The sequence below is a fragment of the Thermosulfuriphilus sp. genome (assembly GCF_054026695.1).
Genome location: NZ_JBPMLP010000023.1, coordinates 96,904 through 110,230 on the forward strand (window position 1 = coordinate 96,904; position 13,327 = coordinate 110,230).

Annotated in this window: 11 protein-coding genes; 6 read left to right on the forward strand and 5 right to left on the reverse strand. The window is 55.2% G+C overall.

The window, feature by feature from the left end; translation table 11 throughout:
• Positions 1 to 37: 37 nt before the first annotated feature.
• A complete protein-coding gene (locus ACXJJX_RS03915; protein ID WP_456432314.1) occupies positions 38 to 1,033 on the reverse strand; it encodes a tRNA dihydrouridine synthase in 996 nt (331 codons plus the stop codon).
• Between the two features lie 101 nt (positions 1,034 to 1,134).
• Here ACXJJX_RS03915 and ACXJJX_RS03920 point away from each other — a divergent pair, with 101 nt between their 5' ends.
• The gene (locus tag ACXJJX_RS03920; RefSeq protein WP_456432316.1) at positions 1,135 to 2,706 is read left to right on the forward strand and encodes a bifunctional aminoglycoside phosphotransferase/ATP-binding protein; all 1,572 of its coding nucleotides are present in this window, start codon (positions 1,135 to 1,137) and stop codon (positions 2,704 to 2,706) included.
• Position 2,707: 1 nt separating this feature from the next.
• Here ACXJJX_RS03920 and ACXJJX_RS03925 read toward each other — a convergent pair whose 3' ends face one another.
• On the reverse strand, positions 2,708 to 3,874 hold the full coding sequence (locus ACXJJX_RS03925; RefSeq protein WP_456432318.1) for a deoxyguanosinetriphosphate triphosphohydrolase family protein: 1,167 nt from the start codon (positions 3,872 to 3,874) through the stop codon (positions 2,708 to 2,710).
• A 95-nt stretch (positions 3,875 to 3,969) separates the two neighbouring features.
• On the opposite strand from ACXJJX_RS03925, the gene ACXJJX_RS03930 reads away from it, so the two are divergent.
• Genes ACXJJX_RS03930 through ACXJJX_RS03950 form a run of 5 tightly spaced genes read left to right on the forward strand, consistent with a single transcriptional unit; the run spans position 3,970 to position 10,537 of the window.
• Positions 3,970 to 4,632, forward strand: a complete 663-nt coding sequence (locus tag ACXJJX_RS03930) for a TetR/AcrR family transcriptional regulator (protein ID WP_456432320.1) — start codon at positions 3,970 to 3,972, stop codon at positions 4,630 to 4,632.
• On the forward strand, positions 4,629 to 5,948 hold the full coding sequence (locus ACXJJX_RS03935; RefSeq protein WP_456432322.1) for a TolC family protein: 1,320 nt from the start codon (positions 4,629 to 4,631) through the stop codon (positions 5,946 to 5,948). The genes ACXJJX_RS03930 and ACXJJX_RS03935 overlap by 4 nt, the downstream gene beginning before the upstream one ends.
• Positions 5,945 to 7,066 carry an efflux RND transporter periplasmic adaptor subunit gene (locus tag ACXJJX_RS03940; protein WP_456432324.1) on the forward strand — a complete coding sequence of 374 codons (1,122 nt, stop codon included), beginning with the start codon at positions 5,945 to 5,947 and terminating at the stop codon, positions 7,064 to 7,066. The genes ACXJJX_RS03935 and ACXJJX_RS03940 overlap by 4 nt, the downstream gene beginning before the upstream one ends.
• Complete coding sequence (locus ACXJJX_RS03945; RefSeq protein ID WP_456432326.1) at positions 7,063 to 7,395, forward strand: cupin domain-containing protein; 333 nt, start codon at positions 7,063 to 7,065, stop codon at positions 7,393 to 7,395. The genes ACXJJX_RS03940 and ACXJJX_RS03945 overlap by 4 nt, the downstream gene beginning before the upstream one ends.
• Before the next feature lie 4 nt (positions 7,396 to 7,399).
• Positions 7,400 to 10,537 (forward strand): efflux RND transporter permease subunit, encoded by a 3,138-nt coding sequence (locus ACXJJX_RS03950; RefSeq protein WP_456432328.1) that lies wholly within the window; start codon positions 7,400 to 7,402, stop codon positions 10,535 to 10,537.
• A gap of 52 nt (positions 10,538 to 10,589) precedes the next feature.
• Here the strand turns inward: ACXJJX_RS03950 and ACXJJX_RS03955 are convergent, their stop codons facing one another.
• From ACXJJX_RS03955 to ACXJJX_RS03965, 3 genes are all read right to left on the reverse strand, one after another.
• Positions 10,590 to 10,940 (reverse strand): CGGC domain-containing protein, encoded by a 351-nt coding sequence (locus tag ACXJJX_RS03955; protein ID WP_456432330.1) that lies wholly within the window; start codon positions 10,938 to 10,940, stop codon positions 10,590 to 10,592.
• Between the two features lie 93 nt (positions 10,941 to 11,033).
• Positions 11,034 to 12,149: a DegT/DnrJ/EryC1/StrS family aminotransferase gene (locus ACXJJX_RS03960; protein ID WP_456432332.1), complete on the reverse strand. Its 1,116-nt coding sequence runs from the start codon at positions 12,147 to 12,149 to the stop codon at positions 11,034 to 11,036.
• A gap of 31 nt (positions 12,150 to 12,180) precedes the next feature.
• Positions 12,181 to 13,302 (reverse strand): cysteine desulfurase family protein, encoded by a 1,122-nt coding sequence (locus tag ACXJJX_RS03965; RefSeq protein WP_456432334.1) that lies wholly within the window; start codon positions 13,300 to 13,302, stop codon positions 12,181 to 12,183.
• Positions 13,303 to 13,327: the final 25 nt, after the last annotated feature.

Genomic DNA, 13,327 nt, shown 5'->3' on the forward strand with positions numbered 1-13,327 from the left:
TAGCCTTAAAATCCGAAAGGGGAAAAGTTTTTTCTGACTATCGTAGAAGAAACGGACGGGCCGGATATCCGGAGAACTTCTCTCTGGCCAGCAGGTCCTTCAGACGGGCAAGCATCGCTGAAAGGCTGGGCTCTTCCTGAAGAAGGCGGAAGTAATGGAGCCCGAAGGCAAAGTTTTGTAGATACCAGAAGCAATAGAGGCGAAAACGCTTAAGCCGCAAGCTCTCAGGAAGCAACTCTTCCATCAGGTGGGCCAAACGCCCCAAAGGCTCAAAGGCCGAAGGAGGCTGGGGAAAGCCTCCTTCGGTCAGAAAGCAGGCCGTATCCCGGAAGATCCAAGGACGAAGTAGAGCCGCCCGGCCGATCATCACCCCACTACAGCCGGTCTCGGCAAACATTCTCAGGGCTTCCTCTGGTGAGAAAACGTCCCCGGAGCCGATCACCGGCACAGAGGTGGCCTCAACCACGGCCCGGATCTCTTCCCACCGGGCCCGGCGTCGAAAGCCCTCCCGGGCCGAGCGGGGGTGAAGAACAAACCCTGCAGCCCCGGCTCCTTCGAGGCATTCTACAAAAGAAAGGAGCCGATCAAGATCATGCTGCCAACCAGAGCGAATCTTAACCGTTACCGGGAGCCCCTCAGCCGCCTCAACCGCAGCCGCAAGCACTTCCCGGGCCCGGTCGGGATCCTTCATCAAGGAGACCCCCCAACCAAAGCGCTGGATAGCCCCTCGGGCACAGGACATGTTAAGATCAAAGGCCGCAAAGACACCTTGAGACCTGAGCCGCCTTAAGGCCCGAGCAACTATCTCCGGCTCCCCGCCTACCAGCTGGGCTACCAGAGGACGATCCCCGTAGCCAAGCATTACGTAGGGATCAAGGGCCAGGTTGCCGCTAGCTACCTGGCGAGAATTGAGCATCTCCGTATAAAAGAGCCCACAGCCACCGTAGCTGGCCACCAGAGAACGAAAGGCCGCATGGGTATAGCTAGCCATCGGGGCAAGGATCAACGGAGGCCAGATGGGAACCGTCCCCAAGAAAAAGCCCTTTTGTCCCATCCCAGAGATCAAGCTAGAGAGAGAACCCCTCATGTGTTATCTATGCGACATCTAAGCCTTTGGATTCCAAGGAGAAAGCCATGGCTCAGTTACCGGAATTTATACTCGCCCTCAAGGCCCCCCAGGCCTATCCCTTCCCGGTAGAACACATTCAGCTTATCCAAACCCATATCTCTTATGTCTTTATCGCCGGCAACTACGTCTATAAGGTAAAAAAACCGGTAGACTTCGGCTTTCTGGACTTTACTACCCTTGATAAACGGCGCCACTTCTGCCAGAAAGAGGTGGAACTTAACCGCCGCCTCTGCCCAGATCTTTATCTGGGAGTAGTGGAGATTGTCCGCAACCCCAAAGGGGAAATCCTCTTTGAAGGCCATGGCCAAGTTATCGAGTACGCCGTTAAGATGAGACGGATGCCCGAAGAGGGCATGATGGGGCGACTTGTTACCCAGGGGCTTCTCCGAGCTAATCACATCGACCGCATTGTGGCCAAACTAGTCCCTTTCTACGAGAAGGCTGCCACTGGAGCCGGGATTGATGAATACGGAAGCCTGGAGACAGTGGCCTTCAATGTCAACGAAAATTTTTCCCAGACGGAGGCCTTTGTCGGAGAGGCCCTTTCAGTCCGAAGATACCGGGAAATCACGGCCTACGCCCGAGGATTCATGGAAGACCGAGCCGGACTCTTTGAACAAAGGGTGGCCCAGGGTCGGATCCGCGATGGCCACGGTGATCTTTATTCGGCCAACATCTGCTTCGATGATGCCCGCCAGGAAGTCTATATCTTTGACTGTATCGAATTCAATGACCGTTTTCGTTGCGGAGATGTGGCCTGTGATCTCGCTTTTTTGGCCATGGATCTTGACTTTCACGGTCTGAGAGACCTTTCCGACTATTTTATCGACTCCTTCGTCTCTGCCTCGGAAGACCAGGGGCTCAGGGAGCTTCTGGATTTCTACAAATGTTACCGGGCCTATGTCCGAGGAAAGATCGGCTGTTTTACCTGGGCGGCCCCCGAAGTCCCTCAGGAAGAACGACGCCGGGCCCTTTCTTCGGCTAGGCGCTACTTCGCCTTGGCCCATGGCTACGCTGGCAAGAGGCCCCAAGGTCGGATCATCGTCATCTTCGGGCTCTCCGGCACAGGAAAGTCCACCCTGGCCCGGGCCTTGGCCGAAGATCTGGGAGCCATCTATCTCAATTCCGATATCGTCAGGAAGCGACTTCTGGGGATCGACCCTCGGGAGCATCACTTAGAGCCCTTTGGTCAAGGGATCTATTCCCCGGAGATGACCCGAAAGACCTATCTGGCCCTCTCTCAAGAAGCCCAAGAGCTGGCCCTTTTAGGAGAGACGGTCGTCCTTGATGCCACCTTTAAAGACGAGGAGTTCCGTCAGACCGTCATCGAGGCCGCTGAAAAGGCCGGGGTTCTGATCAACTTCGTCCTCTGCAGTTGCCCAGAAGAGGAGATCAGACGCCGCCTAGCCAGCCGCCTTCAGAGGGCCGGCGAGGTCTCCGACGGGCGTTGGGAGATCTATCTGCGGCAAAAGGAGATCTTTGCCCCGGTTGAGCATCTCCCTGGGCTGGTCAGGATAGAGACCCTGAAGCCTCCAGCAGAATTGGTCCAGAGGCTCAAAGAAAAGCTAAAGATCTAGCTCAAAGGAGAGCCTTCAGGCGACCGGGAAAAAAGAACTCCCGGCTCAAGGAGACAAAATACTCGTCGGTCATCCCTGCAATAAAGTCGATAACCACCTGGGGGGCTGGAGTCTCCTCCAAATACTGCTCATCCATCTGGTTGAGAAAATCTCTAAAGATAGGAGATCTCTTCCGGTGCCTCTGAAGATCTTCCAGACAGCGATTAAAAATGTGCTCAAAAAGCCAGCCGATCTTATCCATATCCCGCTTTATGGCCGGATTTAAATAGATGCGCTCCAGATTAAAGGCCTTGAGTTTCTTTAAGGTCTCGGCCACCTCTGGGCTAAAGGTGAGCTCTTCCTTGCCCCTGCTCTGGGCGATGAGGTTGGTGACCAGCCTGAAGACTATCTGACCATTGGTCCGGCCGAGGACCTCCTGGCAGTCCTTGGGGATATCCTCGCGTTGGATAAGGCCCACCAAGATGGCATCTTCTATGTCCCGACCGATGTAGCTTATAGTGTCGGCCAGCCGGACCACACATCCCTCCATAGTCATGGGACGCAAGGGATAGGAAGGATCTTCGGCCCGGCGCCGGATCTCTTCATCCAGGTGGGAAAAGTCGTTTTTTGTCCGATCCGGGGCCAGACAGTAATCGTTGCTTTCGCCATCATGGCAGAGGATGCCATCATAGACTTGAAGAGTAAGGTTCCAGCCAAAACCTTTTCGCTCAAGGCGCCTTAGGGCCCGAACTCCCTGGATATTGTGCTGGAAAGAACTCAGACCGTGTTCTTTAGCCAAGGCGTCCAGAAAACGTTCGCCCTCGTGGCCAAAAGGCGGATGGCCAATATCATGGCCCAGGGCAATGGCCTCGATGAGGTCCTCGTTGAGTCCCAGATACCGGCCAATAGTTCGGGCAATCTTTGAGACCAACTGGACATGGATTACCCGACGGGTGATGTGGACATTTTCCATAAGAGAAAAGACCTGAGTCTTGTCAATGTATCTGGTATAGGCCAGGGAATGAAGTATCCGATCAGCATCAATGGAGAATGGCAGACGATAATCTGAATCAAGCTGATCCTCATAACGCTCTCTTTTGGCCGCAGAATGCGGGGTGGCCAAGGGCGAGAGCCGTCCCTCAAAGGCCATCTGAACCTCGTCTTTTATCTTCTGGAAATCAAGAGCCATGATCAAAGCTTAAAGCACTTACCCCCAATCTGCAAAAAGCCCCCGACACTTAGAAAGCAAGCCTAAAATACAAAAAACGCTTGATGTTCGAACAAATGTTCGATACAAATGTTCGCATGGAAGGTTTGGCCGCAGAAAGGCTCTCCGAAGGCACCCGCCAGAGGCTCCTTCAGGTCTCCGAAAGGCTCTTTGCTGCCAAGGGCTTCAAGGCAGTCACCGTAAGGGAGATTACCGCCTCGGCCGGGGTCCACCTCTCAGCGGTCAACTATCACTTCGGCTCCAAGGAGGGACTCTATCTGGAGGTCTTCCGCGAGCGTTTTCTGGCCAGGGCCAGACTCATCCGCCAAGACCTCAAAAAACGTCTCCAAGAGGCCTCGGACTCCAAAGAGGGAGTAATCAAGGCCTTCTCCGAAGCCATCATCCTGGGCCCGATGACCGAAGAAGAACGGATCATTCACTACCAGCTCCTGGTGCGAGAGCTTACCGAACCGACTAGGGCCTTTGGGCTTATTCTCAACAGCGGAATAAGACCTCTGCTCAAGATGATCAAAAAGGCCCTCCGGCCTTATTTGCCAGAGCTCGATGAAAGTCGCTTCTGGCTGGCTATCCTGAGTATCTTTGCCCAGATCATCCACTTCCACTTCGCCCGTCAGCAGGTTATAGCCCTTTTGGGACACAACTATGATCAGGACTTTAAAGAGGCCCTCATCGACCACATCACCCGCTTCTCCGCAAAAGGGCTGGAGGGCTTCTCATGAAGGCTCCGCCCAAGGCCTATCTCCTGATGGCCCTGTTCCTGATTATCACCTCTCCGACCGGAAGCCTGGCCCTAAGCCTTGAGGAAGCCATCCAAATGGCTCTTTCCAATCACCCGGAGCTTCGCTCCCAGAGGGAGCTTATCCAGGCCCAGACCTATGCCCGAAAGGCCGAGGGATCCAAACGCTGGCTCAGGGCCGATCTGGTCACCCAGGCTGAACGACACAGTGATCCAGTGGCCGTAGTCCCCATTAAAGGCCTGGGACAGTTTCCAGAATTCAGCCGGGATATCTATCTCTGGGAGGCCACCGTGAGGCTACCCCTTTATGAAGGTGGTCGGGTGGCCCAGAAGGTCCGGCTCAAGGAGCTGGCCCAGAAGGACGCCTGGAGCCAGCTTAAGCAGTCTGCCGAGGATCTTGTTGCCAATGTAAAACAAACTTACTACCAGATTGTCTTCCTTCAGGAACTCTATACTACCCAAGAAGAGATCCTGAAGGCCCTTAAAGAAATCGAAAAGGAGGCCCGTCTCAAGCTCCGTCTGGGAAAGATCGCCAAGATTGACCTCCTCTATCTTAACCAAGAAGTCCGAGCCGAAGAGGCAGCCCTGATGAGTACCGGAAAAAACCTCCGACTGGCCCAAATGATCTTGGCCCTCCTCATAGGAGCCCCCTCTCAAGATTTAATTCCCAACGGAACCCTGTCCGGAGAGAATCTTCAACCCCTAGTTGTTGAGGTCGAAGAGGCCCTAGAAAGACGGGCCGACGTCGCCTTGGCCAGAATTCGGATAGAGGAGGCCAAGGTTGCCCTATCTCTGGCCAAACGGGCCTATCTGCCTCAAATCTCCCTTTTTTCCAGTTACGGACGACGCTTTGGAGCCGGATTCAACTACCAGGAGGAGGTCTGGACAGCGGGAGTGCGTCTAGAACTCAATCTATTTGACTCCGGAGGGCGCAAAAACCTCGTGCGGGAGAAGCTGGCTCAGCTTAAGGCAGCTGAAGAAGGCCTCCGGGCCGTACGCCTTAAGGCCCGGCAGGAGATCCTAGCCGCACAAACCGAAATCGAAAACGCCCTCCTGAAGATTAAAAAGTACCGGGCATCTGCGGCCTACGCCCAAGAAGCCTTCAGGATCGAGGGTCTCAAATACCAGACCGGGGCCGGATCAGTAATTGACCTTCTCTTTGCCCAGAGAAGTTGGTTGGAAGCCAAAACCGCCCTTCTCTCAGCCCGATACGAACTCCTCAGCGCCCGGATAGCCCTGGAACTTGCCAGCGGCCAGATAGGCCAAGGCTACCTCCAGCAGACAGGAGAACCAAAATGAAAAAGACCAAAGTCCTGGCCTTCCTTGGGGTCCTGTTTCTCGTCATCGGGGCTATCGGCTTGGTAAAGACAAAGAAAGAAGCCCTCAAAGAGATCCCTCCTCCGCCAGCGCCTCCCCTGCCAGTAAAAACCGTCTCCGTGACTCAAGGGCGTCTGGAAATCACCGAACACTACCTGGGCACCCTGGAACCCCTTATATCGGCCCAGATCGCCACTAAACTTAGCGGTTTCATTCTCAAGATCAGCAAATACGAAGGTGATTCGGTCAAAAAGGGAGAGCTTTTGGTGGAGATCGAGGCCCAGGGCCTGCGAAGTCGAATCCAAGCCCTCAAGGCCGAACTCCGAGCCGCCCAGACAGAGCTCCTTACCCGAAGGGCCATCTTTAAACGCAACCAGAAGCTCCTGACCCATGAGGCCCTCTCCCAAGAGGCCTTTGATCTTTCTAAAAGCGCCTATGAGCAGGCCCGGGCTCGGGTCGAGGCCCTAAGACAGGAGCTCAAAGGCCTCCAACAGGACCTCTCCTACGCCAGGCTGAGAGCTCCTTTCTCCGGCCTGGTGAGTCAGCGCCTTAAGGATCCCGGAGATTTAGCCCTCCCTGGAGAACCTATCCTCAAAATAGAGGCCCCCCAGGCTGGCTATCGCCTCCTGGTAGAGATCCCCCAAGAGAAGGCCTCCAGACTCAAACCCCAGGCTCGGGCCTACCTCCGCCTTGGCCCCAGGCTAAAGGAGGCTAAGGTCTTCCGTATCTTTCCGGCAGTAGGGCCCGGGGCCTTGGCCGTGGTCGAGATCCGCTTGAAAAGGCGGCCTTTTGGGCTTCCATCGGGAGCCTCCATAGGGGTTGACCTGGTCTGGAGAAAACCTGAAGGGCTCATCCTCCCCCTTGAGGCCCTGGCCAGGAGGAAGCCTCTCGGGGTCTATGCCGTCCGAGAAAATCGGCTGGTCTTTGTCCCTATAAGGGTGCTGGGACGAAGAGAAGATCTCCTGGTCTGTCAGGGCGACCTGTCTCCAGGGGAGGCCGTTGTTTTGGGAGATCCGAGTCTTTTCTTAAGGCTTCATTCCGGACAGACGGTCCGGCCTATTCCCAAGGGACAAAGAATCCAAAAGGAGGTAGGATCATGATCGGCAAAGAAGGTTTAAAAGTCCTTGACCTCAATGAATTTCGAGTCTTTGAAGGAGACATTAAAAAGTTCTGGATCCACGATTCTCCGTATTTCCGGATCATCAACTTCAACATCAAGGCCGGCAAAACCTTCCCCGTCCACTCCCACTCCGTGGAAGGGCAGCTGAGTATTTTGGTCCTTGAAGGCGAAGGGGAATTTCTCGGTCGCGAGGAAACAAGCATCCCCGCTAAGGCCGGCCAGATGCTCATCTGCAATATCAGTGAGCCCCATGGCGTCCGGGCCAAGACGGACATGCGTATTCTGGTCACCATTGCCCCGCCATTTTAAAACTATGGGTCTTCTGGAACGCTATCTGCGACATCCATATCCTATCCTGGCCATCTTGATCCTCGGATTAGTCCTGGGGCTAAAGAGCTTTCGGCAGTTGCCCCTGAATCTCTTTCCTGAAGCCAACTATCCTCGAATCCTTGTAGTTCTTTCCTTGCCCGGGGCCTCAGCCGAGGATGTAGAAAAGGAGGTCAGTAGCCTGGTGGAAAGAGAGCTGGCCCGGCTCTCTTTGGTACGCAAGGTTCGCTCCTTCTCCCGGGACGAAGTGGCTGTGGTCTCTGTAGAGTTCGAATACGAAAAGAGGCTCTCCTCGGCCCAGGTTGACGTCTCCGCCGCCCTTGACCGTATCCTGGCAGAGCTCCCCTCCGGGCTTCGGCCACCACGTATCTTTAAGGTAAGTGATGCCACGGTGCCGGTGATGACTGTAGCTGTAAGCCCTAAAGAGGGTTCAGGACTAGACTTGGCTGAAATAAGACGTCTGGCAGAAGGATATCTAAGACCAAACCTCCTTAACGTTGAGGGAATCGGCGACGTTGAGATCTTTGGCGGCCTCCAATCTGAGATCCTGATCGAAATAGACCGCGATGCCTTGGCCCGCTATGGATTAAACCTAGCCCAAGTGGCCTCGGCCATCTGGGCCCAGAATCAAAATATTCCTTCGGGGATCATCAGGACCAATCAGAAGGAGATCTTCATCAAGATCGTCGGTGACCGTCTGGAACCAGAACGTTTCAAAGAGCTGGTAATTCCCCACCCCGGGAGCCAGTCGCCCCTTAACCTTGGTGATATTGCTGAAGTCCGACTAGATCACAGCGATCCCCGAAGCCTCTTCCGGGGCAACGCCATTCCAGCTGTAGCCCTTAACATCCTCCGCCCTGAAGACGGAAATGTCATGGCCACCATTGAGGCCGCCAAAGATGCCCTGAAAAGGCTAGCCCGAGACTGGCCTCAACTTCGTTTCTCCATTGTTGATACCCAGGAAGACCTTATTCGCACCTCACTGTCCAACCTCACCGGGGCCCTGAAGGAGGCTATTTTCCTAACTGTGGCGGTAATCTTCCTGTTGCTAGCCAAAGTAAGGGGTTCTCTCCTAGCGGCTATTTCCATCCCGACAACTTACCTTTTGACCTTCTTCCTCATGGGGATCTTCAATATGGAGCTCAATATCGTCACCATGACGGCCGTCATCTTGGCCGTAGGGCTCTTGGTGGATGATTCCATTGTTGTCATCGAGAACATCGAGCGCCACATTCGAAACAAAGGCCTCTCTCCCAAGGAGGCCGCCATATCGGGGACCCGAGAGATCATGCTCGCCGACCTCTCCGGCACCTTCACCACTATTTTGGTGCTTATCCCCATCATGTTTGTCGGGGGCTATGTGGAGAAGATCCTCCGGGAGCTAGCCCTGGTGCTGACTATGGCCTTGTCGGCCTCGTATCTAGTCTCCGTGACCATTATCCCCTTGCTGGCCCCCTATTTGCTGTCCCAAAAGGGCCCAGAACCCTTCCTTGAAAGGCTCCTTAAAAAGATCAATCAAGCCTTCCTTGATCGCCTTCAGGCCCTCTATCTCAACCTGTTTCGCTTTGGCATTGGCCACAAGGTACTCTTTCTGGCCCCGGCCCTGATCCTCCTGGTGGTAAGCGGACAGAAGATTGCCCCCCTTGTCGGCCGGGATCTCATGCCCCCCATGGACACCGGGATCCTAAAGGTGGCCTTTGAGGTCTCTGCCAACACCCCGACTGAAACGGCCGCAGAGATTATCCAAGAGATGGAAAATCTGATAAAGGCCCAACCTGGGCTTCTTCGTCTGGCTACTGTTCTGGGCACAGAGCCCGAGGCCATAAGCTTCGGAGCCGATCGCACCCCTCGTCAGGGGCTAATTACCGCCCACTTTGTGAATCGTTTTCAACGTCAGGAATCCATCTGGGAGATTGAGGACAACCTCTACCAGGACATCCTCAAGATTCCAGGGCTCAAAAGCGTTCACGTCTATGAGTTCGGAGCCACTCCCCTTTCCTCTATTGCTGCCCCCGTCGATGTCAGGGTCTCTGGCAGGGATCCAGAGATCATTCATCAAGTGGCCCAAGAGATCAAAGAGCGGCTCTACCGCGTCCGGGGGGTTGCCAGCCTCTCCCAAAGTTGGGATTTTGATCGGCTCGAATACCAAATCCTCTTCGACCAGGAAAGGCTAGCCCGACACGGACTCTCCCCCGAAGAGGTAGCCCGGTTTATCGTCAGTGGTCTTTCCGGCCGGCAGGCTTCTGTCTGGCGTCTTCCAGAAGAAGGGCCTCGCCCTGTCTCAGTCCGTTTTCCCCGAGAAGATCGAGCCAGCCTTGAGGACCTCTTGGACATCCTGATCCCTGCCCCCCAGGGCCCTCTGCCCCTAAGGGAAGTCGCCCGGGTAGAGGAGAGATTTGTCAGAGGGGCAATAATCCGGGAGGACCTGATACCGGCCATAGATATCCTCGGCTATCGCCGCCAGGCGGCCATAAGCCACATCCAGGCCGGGGTGGAAGAGGCCCTCCGGGGGCTTGATCTACCGGCCGGGGTCAAGATCTCCCAAGAAGGTGAGATTCACCCCATGAAGGAGGCCTTCGGTCGGCTGAAGAAGGCCTTGGTCATCTCCCTGATCCTGCTCTACTTTTCCCTGGTGCCCACCTTTGGCTCTTTCAGAGTCCCCCTGACCATAATGGTAGCCATTCCCCTGGCCCTCATCGGGGCCATTTGGGGACTGCTACTGGCCGGAAGGCACTTCTGTATGCCAGCCTCCATGGGCATGATTCTCCTCTCAGGGGTAGTGGTCAACAATTCCATTCTCCTCATCGACTTTATCCAAAAGGCCCGCAACAAGGGGGCCGAGCTCTACCTGGCCGTAGAAGAATCCATCCGGGCCCGGACCCGTCCCATCCTGATGACTGCCCTTTCAACTATCGCCGGGATGATTCCCATCGCCGCTGAAAGGGCCGTGGGTCTAGAGCGGCTCTCTCCCCTGGCCGTGGTAGCTATCGGGGGGCTTCTGGTGGCCACCATCCTCACCCTAGTCTATGTGCCTCTCCTCTACTGTCTCTTTGAGGAATGGAGCAGAGCTGTCCATCGTTTGTTTAAAAGGGAAGAAAAAGAAAGATCGACAGGGGAGGCTTAAACCAAGAGGAAAAAGCGGAAGGGGCAAAGACTTGCCCCTTCCGGACTGACCCTTAACCGTAGTTGTGAGTTGTCTTGATCACCGGGACCCCGTATTTTTCTTCCAACATCTTACAGAGCTCGTCCATGTTATGGTTCTTACACTCTGGTTTGGCATTAACCATACAGGTTGAAAGATGGATGGCATCAAAGTCAGCGTTTTTCTTTACATAGCCAACGTTGGCCACTAGGGCCCGCCCCGGACAACGACAACGCAGGAAACCTACTACCTTGACCTCCTCGTTGTAGTCGGCAAAGGTACCCTCATTTTTGGCGGCCGCCAGGAAACACTTCCAATCCCCGGGGCAACCATAGCCTGTCTCAATGTATGATCCGCACCCAATGACAAGGACGTTTTTGGCCATCTCTCCTCCCTCCTTGTAAAAGATTTTGGCCCTCTTTCTCCCGAGATTGGACCAGATGAAACTATTTCAGACCTCTTTATATCCCAGTGACCATCAGGCGCCAAGGGCAAAAAAGTCCCTAATGGCCTGAGCGACCTGATCCACCTCCTCCTCAGTAAGATAAGGATGAAAGGGCAGAGAAAGGATCTCCCGGCTGACGGCCTCGGCCACCGGGAAATCACCCCTCTGATAGCCCAAGTCTCTAAAGGCCGGCTGGAGATGAAGGGGGACCGGATAGTGAATGGCCGTAGGGATGCCTCGGTTCCGGAGATAGGCAACCAGGGCCTCTCTTTCCGGAACCCTTATGGAATACTGGGCAAAGACACTCCTGTTTCCTGGAGCCACAAAGGGCAGGATTATCGGATCCAGATCAGCCAGACGCTCCTCATAGGCCCGGGCCCACTTCTGTCTCAAGAGAATCTCCTCCTCAAAGTAGGCCAGCTTGACCAAAAGAATTGCCGCCTGGAGGGCGTCAAGTCGGGCATTAAGGCCTATTTCAGCGTGTTGATAACGACGCCTCTGGCCGTGGACCCTAAGGGCCCGGAGGCGTTCGGCCAGATCCTGACGGCGACAGAAGATCATCCCCCCATCACCATAGGCCCCCAAGGGTTTGGCCGGAAAGAATGAGGTTACTGAAAGCTCGGTTAGGCCCCCTGAAGGCCGCCCCTTATAAGTGGCCCCCAAGGACTGACAGGCATCCTCTATGAGGAAGATCCCGGCCTCTTCGGCCAAGGGACCAAGGGCATCAAAGTCGGCACACTGGCCAAAAAGACTCACAGCAATAATCCCCTTAAGGCGCCCTTTTCGGGCGCCAATAGCCGCAGCTACGGCCTGGGGATCGAGATTGTATGTCCGGGGGTCAATGTCTACGAAGACCGGCCGGGCCCCAAGGAGAACTATGACCTCAGCGGTGGCAATAAAGGTAAATGGCGTGGTAATGACCTCATCTCCAGGGCCGACATCGTAGGCCATAAGGGCCAAAAGAAGTCCGTCTGTCCCCGAGGAGACCCCAACGGCCTCAGGAACCTCAACAAAGGCCGCCAGACGCTCCTCAAGCTCCCGGACCTTCTCCCCCAGGATAAAGCGTCCGCTGTCTAAGACGGAAGAAACCGCCCGGTCAATCTCGACCTTCATCCGCTGATATTGTCTTTTAAGATCAATAAATTCCATTTCAGGTTACCCCTTCTGAAACACCGTGTTCTTAACCTGCCCTAAGGACCTCTTCAAAAAGAGAAATCGTGGCCTTAATTTCCTCCTCAGTGGTCATACGCCCCAAAGAGAAGCGGATAGTTCCCCGGGCCACATCCGGCCCCTTGCCCATGGCAGCCAAAACATGGCTAACCGAGCCCGATCGATCATGGCAGGCTGCCCCAGTTGAGACCATAACCTGGGGCGTCTTAGTCAAAAGACGGGCAGCCTCAAGGCCGAGGAAGGAAACATTCAAGGTATTGGGCAGACGTTGCTCTGGATGCCCGTTTAAGATGAGCCCTGGCCAGAGGGCCTTTAGCCCTTCATAGAGTCTATCCCTTAAGGTCTCCATCCGACGGCCCTCCTGGGGAAGATCTTCCGTTGCCAGTTCGGCTGCCCGGGCCAACCCTACGGCCAGGGCTACTGGTTCTGTCCCCGGACGGCGCCCCCCTTCTTGCCCTGCCCCGGAAAGGATAGGCGAAAAGGGTGCCCCTTTACGGATATAAAGAGCTCCAATGCCTTTAGGAGCATAAAATTTATGGCCAGCCAGGGTAAGATAGTCACAGAAGAGCTCCTCCACCCAAACGGAGACCTTACCCAAGGCCTGGGCTGCATCCACATGGAAGGCCACATCGGCCTCACGGGCAAGGCGGCCAATTTCGGCAACGGGCTCAATGGTGCCCACCTCGTTGTTGGCCTGCATAATGCTAATAAGCCCGGTGTCCTTTCGGATGGCCCGCCGGATGTCGTCGGGATCCACCAAGCCGGTCGAATCCACAGGGACAAAGGTAACATCAAAGCCCCGTTCAAGGAGCCTGAGGCAGGGGTTAAGCACTGAAGAATGCTCTATCTGGCTAGTAATAAGATGCCGCTTGTCAGGCTGGGCCGCTAGAGAGCCAAAAACAGCTGCATTGTTAGCCTCGGTCCCCCCGCTCAGAAAGATGATCTCCTCCGGGCTGGCCCCAATCACCCGGGCCAGTCGTCTCCGGGCCTCTTCCAATGCCTCCCGAGCCGCCTGCCCCAGACGATGTCCTGAAGAGGGATTCCCAAAATGGTGACGAAAATAGGGCTCCATGGCCTCCAGAACCTCTTCGGCCACCGGACAAGTAGCATTGTAATCAAGGTAGATTTCCATAAGACCCCCCTGGCTCGAGTTAGCT